This window comes from Tianxiuia mixotrophica (genome assembly GCF_050596425.1).
In the GTDB taxonomy this organism is placed as follows: domain Bacteria; phylum Bacillota; class Clostridia; order Peptostreptococcales; family Acidaminobacteraceae.
This window is the reverse complement of the sequence record NZ_CP192292.1, coordinates 125235-147291: the sequence shown is the minus strand read 5'-3', so window position 1 is coordinate 147291 and position 22057 is coordinate 125235. Positions and strand designations below refer to the sequence as shown.

Here is a 22057-nt window from a genome sequence, read left to right as displayed (position 1 = left end):
ATAAATCCATCTTTATCAATTTTATGTTGACCAAGACCTGTATTTTTAAAAGTTTAAAGTAAAAAGTAAAAAATCCTGCTAAATCCGATGAAATCATCTTCATTAGCAGGATTCGTTTAGTCAGTATAATTACTTCTTTTTCTTCCACGAACTCTTCAAAGACACAATTCTGTTGAAGACTTTTTTATCGTCTGTCGAGAATTTAGAGTCTTCACAGAAGAAGCCATGACGTAGGAACTGGAATTTATCCCCCGCCTTTGATGTGTTAAAGTATGGCTCTAGTTTACAGTTTTGAAGTGTAACAAGAGAGTTTGGATTTACAATCTCTTCGCCTTCTTCATTTTCTGTCAGCAGGTGGTCATAAAGACGAACTTCTGCATCAATATGATCCGCTTCAGCAACCCAGTGTAGGGTTCCTTTAACTTTTCTACCCGTAAAGCCTGAACCAGACTTTGTTTCAGGGTCATAGGTACAACGTAGTTCAACAACATTGCCCGCCTCATCCTTAATCACTTCATTACACTTAATAAAGTAAGCATGACGCAGACGCACTTCATTGCCTGGGAAAAGTCGGAAGAACTTCTTCACAGGCTCTTCCATGAAATCTTCTCTTTCCACATAGACAACACGGCCAAACGGTATTTGGCGTGAACCCATTTCTGGATTGTCTGGATTTAGACCCGCTTCAAGCATTTCCACTTGACCCTCAGGGTAGTTTGTAATAACCACTTTGAGAGGATCGAGAACTGCCATGGCTCTTGGAGCCTTCATTTTAAGATCTTCACGAACAAAATGGTCTAGATTTTCTGAGTCTACAACACTGTTTGACTTGGAAACACCCACTTCATCAATAAAACTCTTAATGGCCTCTGGTGTCACACCACGACGGCGAAGACCAGACAAGGTATGCAGTCTTGGGTCATTCCAACCATCTAGAGTGCCATCTTCAACAAGGGCTCTGATGTATCTTTTACTCATGAGCGTATTTGTCATGTTCAGACGGGCAAACTCAATTTGCTGTGGTGGTGTTGACCATACGCCAATTTCTCCCAGAACCCAGTCATACAGTGGCCTGTGATTCTCAAATTCCAGAGAACATAGGGAGTGTGTCACGCCTTCAATGGCATCTTCTATTGGGTGTGCATAGTCATACATTGGATAAATGCACCACTTGTCCCCAGTGTTATGGTGTGTGTTGTGTGAAATTCTGTATAGTACAGGATCGCGCATGTTTAAGTTTGGCGAAGCCATGTCAATTTTAGCTCTTAGTACGCGAGAACCATCTAGGAAAACACCATTCTTCATCTGCTCAAACAGATCCAGATTCTCTTCTGGTGAACGGTCTCTAAAAGGACTGTTCTTGCCAGGCGTTGTGAAATCACCCCTGTATTCTCGTGTTTCTTCCGGTGTCAAATCACAAACGTATGCTTTGCCTTTTTTGATCAGGATTTGAGCATACTCATACATTTTTTCAAAGTAGTCTGATGCATAGAAGAGATCATCCCACTCGAAACCAAGCCACTTTATATCTTCTTGAATGGCCTTAACATACTCCGTGTCTTCTTTCACTGGGTTTGTATCATCAAATCGCAGATTACACTTACCGCTATATTCCTCTTTAATCCCAAAATTGATGCATATGGCTTTGGCATGGCCTATATGCAAGTATCCATTTGGTTCTGGTGGGAATCTAGTATGTACCCGACCGCCGTATTTGTCGGACTTCATATCCTCATCGATAATCTGCTGAATGAAGTTCCTTGATCGAAATTCTGATTCATTGGTGTTATCGACAGTTTCAGCGTCCGGACGCTTGTTTTCTTTAGACATCTTCATCCAGTCCTCCTTGTTTTTTTAATCCTATGACGCTTGCAAAACGATTGCCTTGCAAGTCGCTCAATCCAGATTTTTTATGCAATAAAGGAATCCCTTTCTTCGCTTTTATTACAATATATCTAAATTTATCATTCATTATTTTATCACAGTCAAGTGCCTATGCAAATTGATAATTTGAAGGTGCGCTGATTCTACCCACATGCGGACACAATATTTCCAACATTTGATTCTTACAAACCTTGGCACTTAAATGTAATTTCTTGTGAAATGGCTCATAATTCGGGTATTTATTACCAGTAATGCTCTTTAAAAAGATTTTTACCAACCGCCTGTCACTTTGTATGTGGGATGCATCTTGTCAGGCTGTTTTCAAAGGGCTCTAAACAAAACTGGGTTATAAGGGGATAAAACTATGTCAGAACATACGCATCAAAACAATATTTTTTCAAAAAATATATATGCGTCTTCGCCAAACATTCTCGACCATATCCCTTCTGTCATTTATATAAAGGACAAAGAAGGCAGATACTTATACGTGAATTTTGAATACGAAGCACTCCTGGGCGTGAGTCGACAGGACATATACGGCAAGAAGGATATTGATATTCTGCCTGATTCACTGGGAAAGCTTTCAAGGACGCTCGATATGAAAGTCATTGAAACGGAAAAGTCCATATCATATGACGAAAGTCTGGAACTGAGTGACGGTATGCATAATTATCATTCAACAAAATTCCCTCTTTATGACGACTCAGGCTTTCTTTATGGTATGTGCAGTTTTTCAACGGACATTACCAATTTGCTTCAGACCAAAGAAGCTCTTGCTGAATCAGAAGAGAAATTTGCCGCTATATTTAATAACACCTTTCAACTTATCGGACTCTTAACTCTTGAAGGAATCCTCCTTGAAGCCAATCATACCAGCCTCAAAATGATCGGTGCCAAACCAGCCGATGTTGTTGGTAAATATTTTTGGGACACCCCTTGGTGGTCCCATTCAACAGAATACCAGGAAAAACTCAAAGCCAGTATTGCAAAAGCATCTAAAGGAGAATATGTCCGCTTTGAAGCCACCCACCAAGATGCCTATGGCAATCCAAATTTTATGGACTTCAGCATCACACCAGTCAAAGACGTTCAAGGTCATGTTAAATTTCTTATTCCTGAGGGACGTAACATAACAGACCTCAAAATTGCTGAACTAAAGCGAAATGAAAGTGAAGCCAAATACAGGACTCTTTTTGACCTGTCTGCCAATGCCATGCTCCTTCTTGTTAACGAAGTCGTTGTGGAGTGCAACAAGGCCGCCCTGAACATGCTCGGTTTTTCCAGCAAGGAAGAGGTCATAGGATTGACCCCAAAGGACATCTCCCCTGAGTTTCAACCTGATGGAAGTCTTTCAGAACAAAAAGCCCAGCTGCGCATGCAAGAAGCCTATAGGGATGGGACAACACGGTTTGAGTGGTACCATCAACTGAAAAATGGCACCATGTTGCCTGTGGATATTTCCTTAACGCACATACCAGACAATAACAAGCGTATCCTTCATGCCATATGGACGGACATCAGCGCCCAAAAAAAGGCTGAAGAAGAAATTCGCCTCCTCAATAAAGAACTGGAAATGCAGGTTCAAACTCAAAGCAAGGCTCTTAAACACAGCAAGGATTTAATAGAAAACACCCAGGAAAGACTTGTCGAATCCGAGCAAAAGGCCTACCTTTCAGAACTCTTGCCAGGGATTTCCCATGAAATCAACACCCCTATGGGGGTCAGTGTTACAACGGTTTCGTATTTACATCAAACCCTGGGTACAATTATTGAGAAATTTAAGAACAACCAGCTTACTAAAAGTGAATTTATGAACTTTCTTGAGGATGCTGAGCTGGCTTCAAGCACAGTGCTTTCCAATCTAGATCGTGCAGCCAGTCTCATATTTAGCATTAAAGACCTTTCCACTGACCAGATCAGTGAGTCAAGAAGAATGTTCAATTTCAGAAAATATATAGATGAAATCCTCTTAAGTCTCCACAACGAACTGAAGCGTACCCCTCATAAGGTTCGGGTCAATTGCCCGGATGCCCTAAACATCAGCTCTTATCCGGGGATATATTCACAGATATTCACAAATTTTATTATGAACTCTCTGCATCATGGATTTGATAAGCAAACCCAAGGCACCATTGATATTGACGTGGACATTCGGGGCACCCAGCTCAGCATTGTCTACAAGGACAGCGGCAAGGGCATGGATGAGGAAACACTCTCCCATATATTCGAGCCCTTCTTTACGACACGCCGCACTGGTGGCAATTCTGGGCTTGGCATGCATATAGTTTACTCCCTTGTCTGCGACAAACTCGGTGGATCAATACGAGCTATGAGTCGACCTGGAGAAGGGGTCCAGTTTTTCATTGAAATCCCTCTTGACCCCTCGGCCAAGTTTTAATCCTTAAATATTCACGTGTCAAACTTACAGTTATAAAAAATCCGCTCCTAGACCTTTTCAAGCAGGTATAAGAGCGGATTTTATTACGGTGAATCATGTCAATGCTTTTACTTAATGTCCTTAAGCACTTCCACAAGAAAGGCATAGATACGTTCTACCGAACCAATGCTCATGTGCTCCATTGGTGTGTGCACATCATATAAATTAGGTCCTAGAGATACCATGTCAATATCCCCCACCTTTTCTTTAAGGAGTCCACACTCAAGTCCGGCGTGGATGGCATCCACCTTAATGTCCGAATCATAAAGGGTCTTCCACTTCTTCTTCATGATTTCCCGTATAGGAGATTCCACCTTGTATGGCCATTCAGGATAGTCAGAAACAAGTTCCATACTTGCACCAGTTAGGTTGCAAATATGCTGTATTCGACCATTGATTTCCTCTTTTAAAGATTTGACAGAACTTCTTACAGCACTGCTGAATTCAATATGATCTTCACGCATTCGTAAAACACCAATGTTGTTTGAACTTTCCACAAGACCTTCAATATTAGCTGACATGGTCTGAACACCATATGGCATCAGTCTTAAAATCGAAACCAATTGATCCACTGTTGTCTGGCTTAAAGCCATACCAGCATATTTACTCTCATTTGATTCAAGACTTGCCTTAGAAAGCGCTTCTACAACAAGTTCAATCCCTGGATCAGAACTTTCATACTCATTCTTAAATGCTTCATCAAGATTTTTGACCAGGGCTTTCAAGTCTTTTTCTGAAAGGTTTATCCCTTCAGCACTTTGGCCTTTCAAACCCACGACCGCCTCTGCATACTTGGCGATGGCATTCATTTTATCTCCACCAGACACCTCAATCACTTCCAAATCAGAGTGTTCGCAAAGCTTTTCAAGAAGGCGTCCTAAAAGCTTAATGGCACTTGCCCTATTCTGATTGATCTCCATACCTGAGTGCCCGCCCTTTAGTCCCTTTATTTTAAGGGCGTAATATGCACCAGCCAAGGACTCTTTTCTTTCAATAGGCAGTTTAACAATATTGTTGACCCCCCCTGCACAAGATGCCAACAGAGTGCCCTCTTCTTCTGAATCAATATTGATAAGAATATCTCCAGAAATATGGTCCGGTTCCAAACCAAGAACACCATCCATACCCGTTTCTTCAGCAACAGTTATAAGGGCTGTAAGAGGTGGATGAGCCATATCCTTTGACTCTAAAATTGCCATAGCCATGGCCACTGCTATACCATTATCTGCCCCAAGTGTGGTTCCTTCTGTTCGCACAAAGTCACCCTCTACAACCACGGGGATGGGATCCGTATTAAAATCAAAATCCAGGTCCTCTCTTTTCACGCAAACCATGTCCATATGGCCTTGTAAAATAACGTGGGGGGCTGTTTCATACCCCTCGGTTCCCGGCTTTTTGATAATGACATTGAGGCAGTCCTCCTGGATCACTTCAAGTTTGTTTTTCTTTGCAAATTCCACCAAATAGTCACTTACCGCTTTTTCATTGCCCGACTCCCTCGGAATTTGTGTCAAGGCTTCAAAATGTCTGAAAACTGCTTCTGGCTTTAAACCTGATAATTTACCTGTCATGTTTCTTCCCCCTAGTCCATGCTATAATGCATTTCTTTTCAAAGTTATAAACTTATTGTTTCTAAGAATATTAATGTAGGTGCCCACGCGTTCATGAACAGGCTCCACGGCCTCTCCATGGCACTCTGTCATTAATAAACAAATCTCTCCAATTGTGCGGGTGCCATCCATCATCTTCCACGCACTGCTTCCAATCTCATCGAGATCAACCCGCATCTGGTCAGGGGTTTTTTTGAATAACCGCACCAAGCGATCAATGACCTCTTTTCGAGGGATCATTATATGTATCATACCATTTTCATCCTCGTGCCACTTCATAGAAGATGTTCTTACTGGAATCAGATCAAGAAAATTGTCATCTTTTTGGATTTTCATATCTTGCCTCTTTTCACTAGACATTTTTAGATCCATGCACACCGTTCATTTGAACCCATCAGCACTCAGGGCACACCACGCTCTCCATATCCTCTTTTAATAAGGCCGAGCAAATATTGAGTAGCGCATCAAAGTATAGGTTAAGAGTCCGAAAAAACAGACGGTGCCTAAGGCTCCTAAGGACAGACCCAAGGCCAGGTTTAACTCAAGGGCTGCAAAAATCGCCAGTAGTATGCCGATTAAGCCCTCACCCGCTATGAGGCCCGATGCATACAAGACCCCCGTTTCAACCTTTGACTTGGCACGAATGGCCGTTCGTTCATCATCTTCCATTTTCTTATCTAGGAAGCCACGAATTAGGCTTCCTAGGACGATTGGGGTCGACAGATGTATGGGCAAATAAAGACCAATGGAAACAGGTAAGACCGGTAAACCAAGAAGTTCAAGGGCCAGTCCAATGCCCACACCTGTAAAAACAAGAGCCCAGGGAAGGTTGCCCCCAATAACCCCTTCAACCACAAGGCGCATAAGTGTGGCCTGAGGGGCGGGTAAATCAGACGACCCAAATCCCCATGCGTTGTTAAGCCATGTCATAACAACACCGATGGCTAAAGCTGATGCCACAGCTCCGACAAGTTCTCCATATTGTTGCCTGTATGGCGTTGCACCAACCAAAAATCCAGTTTTTAAATCCTGGGAAGTGTCCCCTGCCATTGCGGCTATAATACATATGATGGCCCCCACCGTTAAAGTGGCAATCATGCCCGACTGTCCATCATTGCCTGTTGCCTTATAAATAATGCCCGTAATAATGAGTGTTGCAATGGTCATGCCAGATACAGGGTTTGAAGAAGATCCGACAAGGCCAACGATTCGCGATGACACCGTTGCAAAGAAAAATCCGAAAACGGCTATCAGAAAAGCGCCACCAAATCCAACTTCTATAAATGGAAGGACCGCCATAAGAATAACCACTGTAAGGGAGCCAAAAAGGACCACCCTCATATTCATATCTCTATCTGTGCGCATAGCGCTTCCAGCCCCCATGGTTGAAGCGTAGTCACGCATGGCTTCAGTGAATGTTTGAACAATGAGAGACAGGGACTTGATAAGACCAAAAATACCGCCAAAAGCCACTGCACCTGCACCAATATATCGAATATACATATCCCATATATCCCAGTAGTCCATAACCTGTATAGGCACATCAGCGGGAAACATGACAATATACCCCAAACTGCCTATATTGCTTATAAGTGGTATGAGAACAATCCAGCCGAGAACTGCCCCCGCGAGCATATAGGCTGACAAGGTTGGACCAATAATAAAGCCCACCCCTAGAAGGGCTGGTAGACAGTCCATGCCCACAGCGGCGTTTTTATAAACAGGCAAGCTCATTTCAATCCTATCAGGAAAAAGCTTAAGCCCCCCTGTTAAAAATTTATAAACAGCACCAATGCCTAAACCCGTAAAGGTTGCAACGGCTTTTTTCCCACCTTCTTCACCAGCCAAAAGCACCTCAGCACAGGCTGTTCCTTCTGGAAAGGGTAGGACTTCATGCTCCTTGACAATGAGAGCCTTTCTAAGAGGCACCATAAAAAATACGCCAAGAAGCCCTCCTGATAGGGCAATAGATGTAATCATGAGAAGACTTGGGGCTCCCATTCCCCAGTCTTCCATCCAAATAAAGAGGGCAGGCAATGTAAAAATGGCCCCTGCCGCTAGAGATTCTCCTGCTGATCCAATGGTTTGAACCATATTATTTTCAAGGATAGACTCCTTTTTTAAAATAACTCGGATAACCCCCATAGATATGACAGCAGCTGGAATCGACGCGGAAATGGTCATTCCTACCTTCAGGCCAAGATAGGCATTGGCCGCCCCAAATATCACTGACAATAAAACCCCTATAACCAGCGCTGTTCCCGTGAATTCGGGCAACATTTTATCCGCTGAAATAAAAGGTTGGAAAGATTGCCCCCTCAGTCTATCTTTCTCCCCCATATAATCCCCCTCTTTTTGAATTTTCAGTTAATAATATCTAAAATTAATGCTATAATATCCCTAACGCTTGGTAGGGAGGATTTTATGCATACTAAAGATCGAATCGTACGTGCTGCAATTAAAAATTTCTTAAACTATGGTTACGAAAAGGCTTCCTTGTCCACAATCGCTGAAGAGGTGGGCATCAAAAAACCTTCTATTTATCATCATTTTAAAAGCAAGGACAAAATTTTTGAAGCCTCTATTGACTATCTTTTATCTTCCATTGAAGAAAAGGTCAATTTCCCTTATGAAAAAGAACAAAGCACACGGCATAACATGGAAAAATTTTTCAATGCCATTATTGAAATCAATAGCGAACTGTCTCTTCTGGCAGGTGGTCACTTTGACAAACCCTATGATCTTCTTGGACTTTTAAGAACCAGCCTCAACCATTTTCCACTGCTTCAAGAAAGAATCAACTCATATTATGACGGGCTCGCTTCCACCCTTGAAAAAATCCTAAAACAAGGACAAAAAAGTGGTGAAATTCGCGAGAATATTGACCCTCAAGTCCTGTCATTGGAACTTCTAGCCTGGCTTGAAGGCCTCTGCATGCTTTCTGGCGTTTACAGCAATATTTCCATTAACACTCTGAGAAAAAAACTCTACGACAATATGTGGGATATGATTTATGAAGAAAACGAATCTTCAAAAGGCTTTTTTGGGTCCAAGAAAAAACGTGGACTACCCAAGACCCTCTCTCTTGGAACCAAGTGGTGATCAATCTCCAACAGGGTTTATGTACAAGTACAAGGCATGGACAGCCGGGGCAATCATACATAAAAAGGCATAGGGCGCATACTCGGTGGCGCCAATACCTGTAATGCCTATAATAATCAGGGCATTTATGTTCCACGGCATAAGCGGTGCTACAATTGTACCCGAATCTGAAATGGTTCGTACAGTCATAGCTGGCGTCACGCCAAAGTTTTTTCCCTTCGTCCTTAAAATCCGCATTGGTAAAACGATACCTGCTGTTTGGTCACAAGTCAGTGCCGTTAAGACGATACTGACCACACCGCCACGTAAAAGCAGTTGGTTTCCCGATTTTATATTTTCAAAAAAACGTCCGAACAGACGCTCATTCAGTTTGGTTGTTTCCATAAGATCACTCAAGGCCACAGCCCCCATTATGATCAGTATAACTTCTGTCATTCCAAACATACCGCCCGATCTTAAAATGCCATCAATCAAGGCGTCGCCGGAACTGGCCTTATACCCCAAAAGAATGAACTTAATGGTTGTTAGAACTGAGTACCCCTGTATAACAACAGAAAAAATCCCGCCTAGAACAATACCCGACCCTATAGATACAAAGGAAGGCCTACCTAAAAAAGCCAGTCCAATCACCATGATTGGAAGAACCAGTAGGGCTGGGTGAATCACATAGGCTGTTTTCATAGCGGACTCAATTTCAGAAATTTGTCCACTTGCCCTGGTAACATAGTCAGATCCAATCACAGAGTAGACCAGACAGGTGATAAATATGGTCGGAACAAGGGTAACCAGCATAGCTTTCACTGAATCCTTATAGGATGCGCCTGCACCACTTAAAGTCAGATTCATAAGCCCAGACAAGGGTGAAATTTTATCAGAAATAAACGCACCAGAAACGGCCGCTCCAAGAAGTATGGGGAGGGGAATTTCAAAAGCCGCTCCAATCCCCAGTATGGCAATCCCAAGTGTGCTTATGGTTCCTATGGCTGACCCCATGAAGAAGCCAAAGATGGCTGTGATAATAAATGTCATCAAAACAACATTGCGACCCATCATGGCCTTTAGACCATAGAGCATAAGGGTCTGCACAACGCCACCCGCCAACCAGGAAGACACAGAGGCTCCAATCATAAAAATAACCACATAGAGTATCTTTACCTCAGCAAGGGCCTTAAACATGGAGGCGCCTGCTTTTTTTATATCAAAACGGCTCCACTGAAGACCTGCACAGATTAGGATAGCCCCTATAAAACCTATGTATAAAGATATGCCCGTGATCAGGCTGGCTGCTATGCAGGCCACAATCCCAATCACGGTGCTTAAATCTCTCATTACTCTTCTTCAGCCTCAACAAGTTCCATGAAGTGCTGACTCACCTTTGCATACTCTTCTTCAGAGTCAATTTGAGTCAGTGCTGGCTCTTCTTCAATTTCAGAGTATCTGTATAGATAAGCTGTTTCGCTTTCTACAGGGATGATTGCAATGTATTCCATATTCTCAAATTCAAAAATACCTAGAACATCACATTCCAGTTCCTCACCACCATCTGTCTCTATGTAGATTTTGGCATGGTCGTGGTGTTCATGATCATGGTCGTGATCATGACCGCAGTCGTGACCATGGTGATGACCGTGATCGTGTGATCCGCAGCATCCACCCTCGTGTTTGTGTCCATGATGCTCACCAGATCCACAGCATCCGCCACTTTTATGGGTTGTTTCAAACACTTTATTATTATCGCTCATATGCTTCTCCTTTTTCAACTGATCCACTTGTAAAATCACATGTTTTACAAGCGTTTAAATTCTATGTTCCTGACTCAACTATACAACATTCACAGACAAATTGCATGACCTAAATCATCTCTTCTTTCATATTAAGTGGTCATAACTTAGAAAAAATCTGGAAGTTGGCCCTTGAAAGGGGTATCCTTAAAACGAGGTGATAAGGATGACGGTCAATATCTATACAGTTATTTCTTTTATAGGGTGCGTTATTATGTTTGTAATCGCATCAATGTCAAGAAGTGATGAACAACCCTATAGCACCGATGTTAGAATCCTACTCCAAATTCTTGGTGCTTGGCTCTTTTTTGAAATGCTCTATTACAGCGTTGCCGGACATACCATACAGCTGTCCTTCGACCGCTTTAGATACATTGCAATCACTTTTGTTCCCTTATGTATCCTACTTACAGTGCATAAGTTTCTTTTTAATAAAAAAATAAATCTATATATACTAATAGGAATTAGCCTCATTCCAATGATCTCTTTGATTTTGCTGTTCACAAACAGCTCTCACCACCTCTTTTTTACTGACCGATTTATCGTCTATGAAAGTGGTATTTATTATGTCCGCAATATTTATGGTGTTTTCTATAAGTATGTCTTCCTGTCCTACTCCTATATCGCCATATCAGTGGCCTTTATATGGTCCCTTATTTCCATCTACAAGTTCAGGGACAACAAACGAAAACAGGCCCTGGTCATTCTCGTTGCACTCACGATTCCTGTTTTAGGCAACTTCGCTTACGTTTTCATCGAAAGCTTTCCAAAGTCAGTGGATTATACACCTCTGCTCTTTGTTTTAACAGGAATTCTCTTCTATATGTCCATTCGACAATATGGTTTTCTCAATGTGGTGCCCTTTGCAAAGGAAATCGTCATTGATGAAATGGCTGACGCAATGATTATACTTGATTCTGAGGACAAGATTCTTCAGATGAACGATGCGGCGAAGTTTATCTTTGAAGATTTATATGCAGATGTTGTCTTTGGTGAATACCTGGCAAGATATTTGGAAGATACCGACATTGATCCAGATGAGTTTCACAAGCGGAGCTATGACAAGACTACAGTTAAGGTAGATGTTGACCTTAGTACAATCCACTACTATGTGCGCGATAGGATTATTCACGATAAAAAAGGAAGGAACATTGGGCGAATACTCCTTATGCATGACATTTCGGACTTAAAAGAAGCCATGGACTCCCTGGAAATTGAAAAGCAGAAAGCCGAGGAAGCCACAAAGGCCAAAAGTCGATTCGTCGCGAATATTTCCCATGAAATTAGAACCCCCATGACAGCTATAATCGGGATGACAGATATGTTGACCCACGCCTCCGACAAGGAAGAACACGACCGTTTGGTCAACAACATTCAAACCTCAACAAAGCTCCTTCTTCAAATTGTTAATGACCTGCTTGACCTTTCTAAAATTGAAGCTGGACGTTTGGAACTCAAACCAAGACCTTTTTCAATTCGTGACCTGGTCCGAGAAACAAAAGACCTTATACACCCCCTCTTATCAGGTCGCCCAATTGTATTTAACCATACTTTTGATGAAGAGCTTCCTGAATACTTAATGGGTGACAGCCTAAGGCTACGTCAGGTCCTTATCAACCTCCTTTCCAATGCCACCAAATACACGGAAAAGGGATCCATTGACTTTTCTGTCCACCTTGAAAAAAAAGGAGAGACCCACATCACTCTTTGTTTTCAGGTGAAGGATACAGGTATTGGAATCAGTCCAGTGGATCAAGAGAAATTATTTGATCTCTTCTTTCAGGTTGAACACTCTAATACAAGGCGGTTCGCCGGTTCTGGACTAGGACTAGCCATTACCAAGCAGCTGGTCGACCAAATGAATGGAACACTTTTAGTGGAAAGCGAGCTCCATCAAGGGTCTGTCTTTACCCTTAGACTGTCTTTGCCTTACCTTAAAAATAAAACAGAATCACCTAAAGTTGAGACTCTGTATGACCTTAAAAAACTCAATATACTTCTTGCAGAAGACAATAAAATGAATCAGGAGTACATGAAACTGATTTTTAAGAAAACGGGATGCCACTACGCTCTTGCCACCAATGGGCAGGAAGCTGTTGATATGGCAAAAACCTGGACCTACGACGTGATTCTTATGGATATTCAAATGCCTGAAATGGACGGTCATGAGGCCACCAAACAAATAAGACATCTGGAACAAGGGCGACACACAGCAACTGATGGAAGTCCACCACCCAAACCTATACCTATTGTGGCTTTAACAGCCAATGACACAGAAGATGACCGAATGCAAGCCCAACTTGCCGGGATGGACGGATTCCTATCCAAGCCCTTCACTTATAAAAAACTCGTTCAAGTTATAGAAGAACTTAAGATATTCAAGATAATGGAGACATAAAATGTGGCACTTGTTAAGAAACGACCTTAAAAGAAGCATTGATATCAAGAGGACCCTTCTCACAGCCCTCGCGGCTGTGATCGCCCTCTTTTTCTTTGTGCAATTCTTTTCAGAAGACATGACAGAAGATCGTCTTCTCGAACGCTTAAATATTGGAATAATAGACTTAGAAGAAAGCCAACTGAGCCAAATGCTCATACAAAGTTTTGAGACAAACGACAAATTTACCTCCCTCGTGGAAATCACAGTGGGGAGCCGTGAAGATGTTTTGACCACATATGACACAGGACATTTAACAGCGATTATAACCATACCTGAAAATTTCACAACAAGCCTACTGCGTTATGAAAACCAACCCCTAGATGTCATTTTAAACCCTGAACAGCCCCTTCGAACTGCGGTTTTAGGGGAGATGCTTGCAAGTTACTCTGACTATATCAAGGCAGTGGATGCTTCCACTTACGGTCTCTACACAACCCTTAAATCACGGGACTTTCCACCAGAGAAACTCAAACAAACCAACGACCTCTATTCTATCGAGATGATTTCCACAGCACTCGGTCGAAACCGTTTGTTTGAATACGATGCCATAGACACCTTCCCAGCAACCACATCAGGCCTATATTTCGGCAGTGCTATCCTGGTTATGATCAGCGCTTTTTCTGCTTCAGGCATACTGCCACTGGTTTTTGAGGACCTGCGCCTCAACTGCACCCAGAGGTATTTGACCATTCACCATAACTTAAGCCTATGGATTCTCTCCAAACTCATTGCCATGAGTTTAAATGCCAGTCTTTTAAGTTCTATTGTTGCACTGCCCATTGTTTTTTTCTTTAAAATTGGTCCAGTGAATGCCCTTTTGCTTTTCTTTCAAATCTTAGTTATAAGTCTTTTTTTCGGCGCACTTGCCCTTCTTATTGGGCTCATTACCAATAATGAATCATCGGCAACTGTGGCAACCAACATCATATATTTTGTACTAGGTCTTCTTGGTGGCAATTTCATTCCCATCCCTCTTATGCCAAAATCTATTCAGGATATAAGCGCTTTTACACCAAATCACTGGGCCATTAAAGGCATTTTAACCAATATGGCTGGTCTTGATGGGGGCCTTTTACAAATAGCCCTATTCTTTCTCATAGGGGGAAGTTTGATCACCATGTTCTGTGCAAAACGCCTAGGGCGTTCCATCCAAAAAGGAGGGGCCCTTTATGAATAATCCCTTTATACTTCAGCTTAGACTCCGTTGGAAGCTCATACTGGCCAATAGAAAACTAACTTTTATAATGGTTTTTCTTCCCATATTACTGAGTTTCTCAGTGAGTTTTGTCTTTAGGGACTACAGTGCCATTGACCGCATACCTGTGGCCATAATAGACCAGGACAGAACAGATCAGTCTAGGAAGCTTCTTGAAAAGTTAGAACACCTTGAAAGTTTGGACGTAGAAAGACTTGAATCCAGTCAAGCCCTATCAAAATTAAACAATAACCAAATAGAAGCCATTTTTACAATCAAATCTGGTTATGAAACTATGATCTTGACCGGACAGATCTCAGACACAATACAAGTAAGCTTTTTAAAGAGCAACATGGTGGCGAGTGCACTGGGTGACATTGTGGCTCGGGAAATCATTGAAGCTTTTGCCGTGCAAAGTGCAGGCATTAAAGCCCAAAGACTTCTAGGCTCAGCAGACGCAAAAGAAGAGGCCATGACCCGAGCCCAGTCTTTTATCAAAGAAGAAACTTTTGAACTCGAAATTAAAACGGAAGTCTTGGCGCCTGGAAAGAGTAAGACCGACCTCCATAAGAGCGGCCTGGCTCCTGAGGAAGTCATGCGCAACAGGATAGTTATAGGCATGATTCTGGCCAGCACTTCCTTTTTCATGATTTTTATAGGCTCTGCAACCATCGAGGAACGTAAACAAGCCCATTTCAAACGTCTAAAATGTGCTGGCCAGCCACGGCTTATAGGGGCTTTTCTTGGATTCTTTACGTTTGCAACAGGAATTCTTATAATTCAATTTATCGTTTTAAACAGCTTGCTTGATCTATTTGAAATGAGGCACATTTTGAGTCTCGTCTTTGTTTTGGCAGGCTTCTCTAGCAGTCTATGCGGGCTTATGATCTTTGCCGGTATATGGTTTGATAGAGCATCTGTTTTTCAGTCCATGGCAGCCCCAGCCGTATTCTTCATTTGCTTGGCTGGCGGTGCATTTTGGAGCCTGGAACTCATTCCTGACAAACTCCTTATTTTTAGTCAAGCAACACCTGTATACTGGGCCATGGAATCTTTAATGACCATGACATATGCCGGGGAGGTCTCAAATTTGTCTACGGCCTCACTTCTTCTGTCAGGTCTCCTGCTAAGCGCTTACGCTGAATGGCATATATAGCATGCTATTAAAACGAAGGGACTGGTTACATAATATCCTTGCTTTTTACATGAAAAGAGGGCTGTGTTTTGCAACAGCCCCTTCTTTGTTTTTCTAAATGAAACTGCCTGTAATTTTACAAGCGTCCAAACTAGTCATTCTCTTTAAATATTTTCAAATACTCCCCATAGCCTTCCGCTTCCATTTGTTCTTTTGGCACAAAGCGAAGAGCCGCTGAGTTTAGACAATATCGCATGCCTGTTGGTTGTGGTCCATCATTAAACAGGTGACCCAAATGGGAGTCTCCATACTTGCTACGCACTTCTATGCGCTTCATAAACAGAGACTTGTCTTCAAGCATAATCACATTTTCTGGCTCAAGGGGTCTGAAAAAACTAGGCCAGCCTGTTCCAGATGCATACTTGTCCTTAGAACTAAAAAGAGGCTCTCCTGATACGATATCCACATAAATACCCTCTTCTTTATTGTCCCAATATTCATTGTCAAAGGCCTTTTCTGTTCCATTTTTCTGAGTGACCTTGTACTGAAGGTCCGTTAATTCTTCCAGTCTTTGATCCTTATCAAAGTTTTGATATTTTGACATTTTAGACTCCAATCCGATGACCTCTCTATCATCGCCCCAAACCTTATCTAGGAACTGATCTCGTCCAGAATTATATCTATAGAACTTATAGCGAATTGGGCTTTTTTTGTAATAGTCCTGATGATAGTCTTCAGCATCATAAAAAATTTCAAACTCTCTTATTGGTGTGACAATGGCTTTATCAAATCGTCCTGAAGCATCCATGTTTTCAAGAGACTTCTCGGCGATAGCCTTTTGGTCTTCATCATGATAAAAAATAGCTGATGTGTACTGGTAACCTCTGTCCACAAATGAACCGTCTGGATCGGTTGGGTCTATTTGCCTCCAAAAGATTTCCAGAATTTCTTCATAACTTATAATTTCAGGGTCATAAAATACCTGTACAGCTTCGAGGTGGCCTGTGGTGCCTGAGGAAACTTCTTTATAAGTTGGATTCTCAACATCCCCACCTGTATAACCTGAGATGACAGAATGAACACCCACTATCTTTTCAAAAGGAGACTCCATGCACCAGAAACAGCCGCCAGCCAGTGTGGCTACCTCTAACTCAGACACGTCTTTTTCGTAATACATTATTTGAGCAGCTGATTTTTCCTTCGGTTGATTCACTGTATATACGAAAAATGCACCAGCAAGTATGATTAAAACTGAGATGATTGCGTATAATTTTTTCTTGTTCTTCATAAAATCACTTCTTTCCTGCACACAGTTCGGCACCTGCCTAGTATTTAATTACCCTATAAGTCAAACAAACACCACCAAAACAGTATTGTTTTCAGAATGTTTACAGTCCATTCACACAGTGTGTTGATTCCATGATGATTATGGCCGACACCATTATGTTGTTTAGAATAGGATGAGCTTATAAGATACATAGAGGGCCTTATCTATATTTTTAAGGCGCCTCATATAGGAACTTTCTATGATCCCCAAAAGACTATAGATAGATTTAATTGTACATTCGGATTAATCCTTAGTACTCTAGTCAGGAATAAACTTTATATTTGCATGACATTCAAAGTACATACTCAGTGGAGGAAATCAATGAATAAGAAATTTTTTTTAATAACGCTGGCTATTGCAGCCCTTTTTCTAGTGGCATGTAGCGGTGGTCAAGAAACAGAAACGGCAACAGATGATACGACAACACCTGTCGAAACCCCAGTGTTTAAAATCGGTGCCATTCCTGACCAAAATGCATCTAAACTCAATAAGCGATTTGATGAACTCGCGGCCTATATTGGTCAAGAAACAGGCCTTGAAGTTGAATATGTTCCAACTGTAGACTATGCAGCTTTAGTAACAGCTTTTGAACGTGGCGATGTTGACCTTGGATGGTTTGGCGGTTTAACTGGTGTTCAGGTACGAGAAGCTGTTGAGGGATCTGAAGCCATTGCGCAACGTCCGCGTGATGAAGCCTTCCATTCGGTTTTCGTCGCACAAAAATCACTGGAACTAAGTTCTATAGAAGACATTATAGGAAAGACACTGACATTTGGTAGCGAAAGCTCAACATCGGGTCATCTGATGCCTCGACACTTTATGATGGAGGCTGGTATTGATCCAAACGCTGACCTAAACGGTGATCCTAACTACTCAGGGTCTCACGACAAAACATGGAAACTGGTTGAATCTGGTGCATTTGAAGTGGGTGCCCTAAACGAAGCGGTTTGGGAAGCAGCTGTGGAAGATGGCAAGGTTGATCTCACAAAGGTAGATGTTTTCTACACGACACCTGCTTACTATGACTACAACTGGACTATTAACAACACGGATGAAAAATTCGGTGAGGGCACGAAAGAATCTGTTAAGGAAGCGCTTTTAAGTTTTGGTGAAGCCAACCCAGAAATCATGGAACTTTTCAAGGATGACAAGTTTATTGAAACAAATAACAACAACTATGACGCCATTAAAGGTGTTGCTGAGGCACTTGGCATCATTAACTAAAAGCACTCACTAGATCGGACTACCTTAATAATCTGCTTTCACGTCTATTTATAACATGGAAACTCAAGCATAATATAATCATGCAGACCCACTTGTCACGACCTAATCGTTGTGATAAGTGGGCTTTGTGCTAAAAGGAATGAAGCACTCTATGGAGAAAAATACACTTATACACATTGATAATATCTCAAAAAAATACGGTCAACTTCAGGCCTTAAGTGACTTTAGCTTTGATGTAAGCCCCGGGGAGCGAATTGCCTTAATCGGGTCTAGTGGAGCAGGCAAGTCCACCTTGTTATCTATTCTTTCTGGTTCAGAATCAAGCGACACAGGAGATTTCAAGGTCAAATCCACTGATTTCAAAACCCTGTCAAAAAGGGACCGGTCCGTATTAATAGGGCTTATACGCCAGCGCTTCGACCTTATAGAACCTCTAAAAGTCGTTCACAATGTTCTGGCTGGTCATCTAGGCCGCTGGTCCACTTTAAAATCCCTGGTTTCTCTTATTGTTCCACAAAACGTAGAAAGTGCCGCTGCTGCCCTGCGTCAAGTTGGCATTGAAGACAAGCTTCATGAAAAAACCGCGGTTCTTTCAGGTGGAGAGAAGCAACGCGTTGCCCTGGCAAGGCTCCTTGTTCAGGACCCTCAAATTATTCTAGCTGACGAACCTGTGGCTTCTCTTGATCCAGAGCGTGCCCGTCAAATTCTTGACCATCTTTGTGCCATGACAAGAAGTGGTGATAAAGTCCTCATAGCCAGTATGCATTCTATAGACTTTGCCAAAGCATACTTTACAAGGGTTGTAGGCCTAAAAAATGGACGCTTGCTTTTCGATAAAACTTCTGAGGCTCTTACAGACAGGGACATTCAAGCCCTCTATGAAATCGAGTCAAGCCCCCAGGGGGACGACTATGAATAAGAGATTTATGAATTTTTTTATTACCCTAACCATCTTATGGGGTTTCCAGTCTGTTGACTGGACAGAAGAACTTATACACAAGGGCGGATACGCTATGGCTAAACAACTCCTAGAAGGGGTGTTGCATCCTGACTTAAGTCAGGATGTCATCTTAAGAACCCTACACGCAGCTGGTATAACAAGCGCCTACGCCATAGCAGGCATGAGTGTTTCTATTTTAATCGCCCTCATACTTGGCGTATTCGCCTCTGGTGTGCTTTCTAAACACCATTCACCGAGGACAAGGCTCCCTTTCATTTCAAGAGCGGTGCGAAGTTTATTAACTTTCATGCGGTCTATCCACGAACTGGTATGGGCCTGGCTTTTTGTTGCAGCTTTTGGACTCCATCCCTTGTCTGCCATACTGGCCTTAGGCATTCCATATGGTGGCACCCTGGGGAGAATCTTTGCAGATATGCTGCTTGATGTGCCAGAAGACCCTATCCAGGCTCTTGATATTACAGGTGCAGGTCGCCTTCAAAAACTATTTTATGTCTACTTGCCCCATGCCCTTCCCAATATGGTCAGCTACGCCATGTACAGGTTTGAATGTGCCATTCGCGCCTCAACGGTCATGAGTTTTGTTGGGCTTGGTGGCCTGGGCTACTACATACAGCTCAGCCTGTCTGATCTTGAATACAATGAAGCTTTTACCTATCTCTACGGATTGATCGCCCTTATTTTCCTTATTGAGGTTTGGAGCAGTCAGCTAAGAAAATCTATGGACCTTGGCAATTCGAGGACATGGAACCTGAGAAAACTTTCTTTAATCATGTCTTTTGTAGGTGCTATTGGGGCTTGGTCATTTATCCATATCACTGAGGGCATTTACCTGCGGGATTTAATAAATGATAAAAACCTTCACTTCACCATAAAGTTTTTAAAAGGGCTTTTAGGTTTCGGAGAAACACTCCCAGCCTTTCTCGATAAGGCAAAATGGGTATCAGCCTTAGGTTTATCGCTTGAAACCCTACAGATGAGTATACTGTCTATCTGTCTGGCCAGTCTTTTTGCTATTTTACTAGCCATACCGGCTTCTCGAATGGAAAAACAGACTGATGGACCTATTGTGAGCGTGGTTCAAAAGACTTCTTTTACAATTTTAAGGGCTATTTTTATAGGCGCACGGGCCGTTCCAGAACTCGTGTGGGCCATGTTTTTTGTATTTCTTTTTAAGCCTGGCCCCCTTCCTGGTGTGCTGGCTCTCGCTGTCCACAACTTTGGTATTCTGGGTAAACTCTTTGCTGAAGTGGTGGAGAACATGGAGCAAAGCCCTCTTGAAAGCTTAAGGGTTTCCGGCGCAAACACGACACAAAGACTTTTTTATGGTCTTATACCTATGGTCCTGCCTAAATTCATAACCTATATTTTATACAGGTGGGAGGTTATCATTCGCACGACCATTATTGTTGGATTTGTAGGCGCAGGCGGCTTAGGACAAGCTTTTAAACTAAGCATGAGCTGGTTCCACTATTCAGATGTGACCCTCTATCTCATATGCTATCTGGGTCTTATTGGTGGTGTAGACAAGCTGTCACGGGTGCTTCGGCGCTATGCTTTTTAGGGATTTATTAAGACCAATTTTGCACATTAAAAAGCGCTCGTAAAACATATCTTACGAGCGCTTTTATAAATTTTTCTATTCACTGTCATTCTTTTTTGATATGAGCTCGCATATTTTCTTATAGAAAACAATTGCAATCACCGAGACAACAGCGGTGTGCGTGTAAATAGCCGCTACAATATATCCCTCTCCATTATTTCCTGTACCTAGGAAGCGTGCCATGTTATCTGAAAACGCCACATTTAGGAAGAAAATTAATAGTCCATATCCTAAAAGTTTTATATTTCTTATCATTTTTTAATCCTCTTAATTTAGATACGAAAATCTCTTCAAGCCTTTCGTCATCTCAGTTGAACTAGCTGCAACACTTATTGAACTACCTGAAGCACTTACACCAAAACCTGTTATTTGAATTGTACCATGTGCATATTTCCATGACATAGTTGTATCAGAAGCATTATCATCATTTCTTAGAGTTAAGTAACAAACGCCTTTATCATATAGCCATCCTGCGTGTGCAGTAGGCCACTTAAATCTACATGAACCATCAGGATCTTCAGTATCTTTGTCAGAAGTAGACACATCATGAGAGACATTTTTGAAAGTATCAGTAACCGTAACATCCAAATCGCTATAACTATCTAGAGTAAAGCCATTCGTCCATGCAAATCCAACACTTTCACTAAAACCACAAACCAATGGACGTCCATCCCATTTCCATGTTGCCTTAAAAGTAACATCATCACCACTTACTCTGTATTTGCGAACACTCATTGTTACATCACCAGTTAACCTTCTAGTTAAATTGGCTGATAAAAACTGATCTGGAGTTTCTAAATCTGCCGTTTTAGAAAATGTTGAAAAAAGCGTGAATTTAGGTTGCTCTAGACTCAGATTCTGAAACGCCTCTATCTGCCTATTAGAAAATCCCAATGTTTTCAACTCTTCAGAAGAGTATTTTGAGTACATTTTAATTGACTTAACAAGTTCCTTTTTATAATTCTTTATTTCTTCAATTTGCTTTTTAGTATAGCCTTCTTTCATAAACTCTGCATCAGACTTGTTAATTAGTTGAATAATGCCATCATACTCGGATTGGGTAAGCGATGCACTTTCATTATTTGCTGCAAAAGATACCACTGACGTAGAAATCAATAACATCATAATAAGAATAAAACTTGTGATTTTCCTCATTTTATAACCTCCTATATACTTTTAATACCATCAATGTCATTTTGTGCTCTTTCAGTTACCCATTCAACCTCTTCAACATATTTCGACTTTGAATAAGCATAATCGATTGGTTATATAAGGATATTATAACATTAAATTCATATAAATGTAATTCTGGAGTGCAGGCAATAAAAAAACCAAGACCCTGCGCATTGGGACGCAGGGTC

General features: G+C 41.9%; 18 protein-coding genes. 8 read left to right on the top strand and 10 right to left on the bottom strand.

What is annotated here, in order from left to right:
- Positions 1-129: 129 nt before the first annotated feature.
- Positions 130-1830 (bottom strand): glutamine--tRNA ligase/YqeY domain fusion protein, encoded by a 1701-nt coding sequence (locus tag ACQ4KW_RS00690; protein WP_430886526.1) that lies wholly within the window; start codon positions 1828-1830, stop codon positions 130-132.
- On the bottom strand, positions 1823-1972 hold the full coding sequence (locus tag ACQ4KW_RS00685; protein ID WP_430884633.1) for a hypothetical protein: 150 nt from the start codon (positions 1970-1972) through the stop codon (positions 1823-1825). The genes ACQ4KW_RS00690 and ACQ4KW_RS00685 overlap by 8 nt, the downstream gene beginning before the upstream one ends.
- A gap of 276 nt (positions 1973-2248) precedes the next feature.
- On the opposite strand from ACQ4KW_RS00685, the gene ACQ4KW_RS00680 reads away from it, so the two are divergent.
- Positions 2249-4282, top strand: coding sequence for a PAS domain S-box protein (locus ACQ4KW_RS00680; RefSeq protein ID WP_430884632.1), 2034 nt, complete (start codon positions 2249-2251; stop codon positions 4280-4282).
- Positions 4283-4389: 107 nt separating this feature from the next.
- On the opposite strand, the gene ACQ4KW_RS00675 is transcribed toward ACQ4KW_RS00680, so the two are convergent.
- The 3 genes from ACQ4KW_RS00675 to ACQ4KW_RS00665 all read right to left on the bottom strand — a co-directional run bounded on the left by ACQ4KW_RS00675 (position 4390) and on the right by ACQ4KW_RS00665 (position 8271).
- Entirely contained in the window at positions 4390-5892 is a 1503-nt protein-coding gene (locus ACQ4KW_RS00675) for an aminoacyl-histidine dipeptidase (protein ID WP_430884631.1), read from the bottom strand.
- A 21-nt stretch (positions 5893-5913) separates the two neighbouring features.
- Positions 5914-6267 carry a PqqD family protein gene (locus tag ACQ4KW_RS00670; protein WP_430884630.1) on the bottom strand — a complete coding sequence of 118 codons (354 nt, stop codon included), beginning with the start codon at positions 6265-6267 and terminating at the stop codon, positions 5914-5916.
- A gap of 96 nt (positions 6268-6363) precedes the next feature.
- Positions 6364-8271, bottom strand: coding sequence for an OPT family oligopeptide transporter (locus ACQ4KW_RS00665; RefSeq protein WP_430884629.1), 1908 nt, complete (start codon positions 8269-8271; stop codon positions 6364-6366).
- 84 nt (positions 8272-8355) lie between these two features.
- Here ACQ4KW_RS00665 and ACQ4KW_RS00660 point away from each other — a divergent pair, with 84 nt between their 5' ends.
- A complete protein-coding gene (locus tag ACQ4KW_RS00660) occupies positions 8356-9033 on the top strand; it encodes a TetR/AcrR family transcriptional regulator (protein WP_430884628.1) in 678 nt (225 codons plus the stop codon).
- Here ACQ4KW_RS00660 and ACQ4KW_RS00655 read toward each other — a convergent pair whose 3' ends face one another.
- A complete protein-coding gene (locus tag ACQ4KW_RS00655; protein WP_430884627.1) occupies positions 9034-10362 on the bottom strand; it encodes a Na+/H+ antiporter NhaC family protein in 1329 nt (442 codons plus the stop codon).
- Complete coding sequence (locus tag ACQ4KW_RS00650; RefSeq protein WP_430884626.1) at positions 10362-10775, bottom strand: DUF1292 domain-containing protein; 414 nt, start codon at positions 10773-10775, stop codon at positions 10362-10364. The genes ACQ4KW_RS00655 and ACQ4KW_RS00650 overlap by 1 nt, the downstream gene beginning before the upstream one ends.
- A gap of 205 nt (positions 10776-10980) precedes the next feature.
- Here ACQ4KW_RS00650 and ACQ4KW_RS00645 point away from each other — a divergent pair, with 205 nt between their 5' ends.
- Genes ACQ4KW_RS00645 through ACQ4KW_RS00635 form a run of 3 tightly spaced genes read left to right on the top strand, consistent with a single transcriptional unit; the run spans position 10981 to position 15605 of the window.
- Complete coding sequence (locus tag ACQ4KW_RS00645) at positions 10981-13212, top strand: histidine kinase N-terminal 7TM domain-containing protein (protein ID WP_430884625.1); 2232 nt, start codon at positions 10981-10983, stop codon at positions 13210-13212.
- A gap of 1 nt (position 13213) precedes the next feature.
- Positions 13214-14431: an ABC transporter permease gene (locus ACQ4KW_RS00640; RefSeq protein ID WP_430884624.1), complete on the top strand. Its 1218-nt coding sequence runs from the start codon at positions 13214-13216 to the stop codon at positions 14429-14431.
- Positions 14424-15605: an ABC transporter permease gene (locus ACQ4KW_RS00635; RefSeq protein WP_430884623.1), complete on the top strand. Its 1182-nt coding sequence runs from the start codon at positions 14424-14426 to the stop codon at positions 15603-15605. Before ACQ4KW_RS00640 ends, ACQ4KW_RS00635 begins: the two co-directional genes overlap by 8 nt.
- 130 nt (positions 15606-15735) lie before the next feature.
- Here ACQ4KW_RS00635 and msrB read toward each other — a convergent pair whose 3' ends face one another.
- On the bottom strand, positions 15736-16872 hold the full coding sequence (gene msrB / locus ACQ4KW_RS00630; protein ID WP_430884622.1) for a peptide-methionine (R)-S-oxide reductase MsrB: 1137 nt from the start codon (positions 16870-16872) through the stop codon (positions 15736-15738).
- A gap of 360 nt (positions 16873-17232) precedes the next feature.
- Here msrB and ACQ4KW_RS00625 point away from each other — a divergent pair, with 360 nt between their 5' ends.
- From ACQ4KW_RS00625 to ACQ4KW_RS00615, 3 genes are all read left to right on the top strand, one after another.
- Entirely contained in the window at positions 17233-18135 is a 903-nt protein-coding gene (locus ACQ4KW_RS00625) for a putative selenate ABC transporter substrate-binding protein (RefSeq protein ID WP_430884621.1), read from the top strand.
- Between the two features lie 151 nt (positions 18136-18286).
- A complete protein-coding gene (locus ACQ4KW_RS00620; RefSeq protein ID WP_430884620.1) occupies positions 18287-19054 on the top strand; it encodes a phosphonate ABC transporter ATP-binding protein in 768 nt (255 codons plus the stop codon).
- The gene (locus ACQ4KW_RS00615) at positions 19047-20657 is read left to right on the top strand and encodes a PhnE/PtxC family ABC transporter permease (RefSeq protein WP_430884619.1); all 1611 of its coding nucleotides are present in this window, start codon (positions 19047-19049) and stop codon (positions 20655-20657) included. The genes ACQ4KW_RS00620 and ACQ4KW_RS00615 overlap by 8 nt, the downstream gene beginning before the upstream one ends.
- Before the next feature lie 75 nt (positions 20658-20732).
- Here the strand turns inward: ACQ4KW_RS00615 and ACQ4KW_RS00610 are convergent, their stop codons facing one another.
- Both ACQ4KW_RS00610 and ACQ4KW_RS00605 read right to left on the bottom strand, forming a co-directional pair.
- The gene (locus ACQ4KW_RS00610) at positions 20733-20951 is read right to left on the bottom strand and encodes a hypothetical protein (protein ID WP_430884618.1); all 219 of its coding nucleotides are present in this window, start codon (positions 20949-20951) and stop codon (positions 20733-20735) included.
- Positions 20952-20963: 12 nt separating this feature from the next.
- Positions 20964-21851 carry a hypothetical protein gene (locus ACQ4KW_RS00605; RefSeq protein WP_430884617.1) on the bottom strand — a complete coding sequence of 296 codons (888 nt, stop codon included), beginning with the start codon at positions 21849-21851 and terminating at the stop codon, positions 20964-20966.
- Between the last annotated feature and the right edge of the window lie 206 nt (positions 21852-22057).

What these genes read in the sequence shown, in the direction of transcription:
- msrB (WP_430884622.1), bottom strand. Translation starts at nt 16,872, where the DNA reads ATGAAGAACAAGAAAAAATTATACGCAATCATCTCAGTTTTAATCATA.
- ACQ4KW_RS00625 (WP_430884621.1), top strand. Translation starts at nt 17,233, where the DNA reads ATGAATAAGAAATTTTTTTTAATAACGCTGGCTATTGCAGCCCTTTTT.
- ACQ4KW_RS00615 (WP_430884619.1), top strand. Translation starts at nt 19,047, where the DNA reads ATGAATAAGAGATTTATGAATTTTTTTATTACCCTAACCATCTTATGG.
- ACQ4KW_RS00685 (WP_430884633.1), bottom strand. Translation starts at nt 1,972, where the DNA reads ATGAATGATAAATTTAGATATATTGTAATAAAAGCGAAGAAAGGGATT.
- ACQ4KW_RS00640 (WP_430884624.1), top strand. Translation starts at nt 13,214, where the DNA reads ATGTGGCACTTGTTAAGAAACGACCTTAAAAGAAGCATTGATATCAAG.
- ACQ4KW_RS00610 (WP_430884618.1), bottom strand. Translation starts at nt 20,951, where the DNA reads ATGATAAGAAATATAAAACTTTTAGGATATGGACTATTAATTTTCTTC.
- ACQ4KW_RS00675 (WP_430884631.1), bottom strand. Translation starts at nt 5,892, where the DNA reads ATGACAGGTAAATTATCAGGTTTAAAGCCAGAAGCAGTTTTCAGACAT.
- ACQ4KW_RS00655 (WP_430884627.1), bottom strand. Translation starts at nt 10,362, where the DNA reads ATGAGAGATTTAAGCACCGTGATTGGGATTGTGGCCTGCATAGCAGCC.
- ACQ4KW_RS00605 (WP_430884617.1), bottom strand. Translation starts at nt 21,851, where the DNA reads ATGAGGAAAATCACAAGTTTTATTCTTATTATGATGTTATTGATTTCT.
- ACQ4KW_RS00665 (WP_430884629.1), bottom strand. Translation starts at nt 8,271, where the DNA reads ATGGGGGAGAAAGATAGACTGAGGGGGCAATCTTTCCAACCTTTTATT.
- ACQ4KW_RS00680 (WP_430884632.1), top strand. Translation starts at nt 2,249, where the DNA reads ATGTCAGAACATACGCATCAAAACAATATTTTTTCAAAAAATATATAT.
- ACQ4KW_RS00620 (WP_430884620.1), top strand. Translation starts at nt 18,287, where the DNA reads ATGGAGAAAAATACACTTATACACATTGATAATATCTCAAAAAAATAC.
- ACQ4KW_RS00635 (WP_430884623.1), top strand. Translation starts at nt 14,424, where the DNA reads ATGAATAATCCCTTTATACTTCAGCTTAGACTCCGTTGGAAGCTCATA.
- ACQ4KW_RS00660 (WP_430884628.1), top strand. Translation starts at nt 8,356, where the DNA reads ATGCATACTAAAGATCGAATCGTACGTGCTGCAATTAAAAATTTCTTA.
- ACQ4KW_RS00650 (WP_430884626.1), bottom strand. Translation starts at nt 10,775, where the DNA reads ATGAGCGATAATAATAAAGTGTTTGAAACAACCCATAAAAGTGGCGGA.
- ACQ4KW_RS00670 (WP_430884630.1), bottom strand. Translation starts at nt 6,267, where the DNA reads ATGAAAATCCAAAAAGATGACAATTTTCTTGATCTGATTCCAGTAAGA.
- ACQ4KW_RS00645 (WP_430884625.1), top strand. Translation starts at nt 10,981, where the DNA reads ATGACGGTCAATATCTATACAGTTATTTCTTTTATAGGGTGCGTTATT.
- ACQ4KW_RS00690 (WP_430886526.1), bottom strand. Translation starts at nt 1,830, where the DNA reads ATGTCTAAAGAAAACAAGCGTCCGGACGCTGAAACTGTCGATAACACC.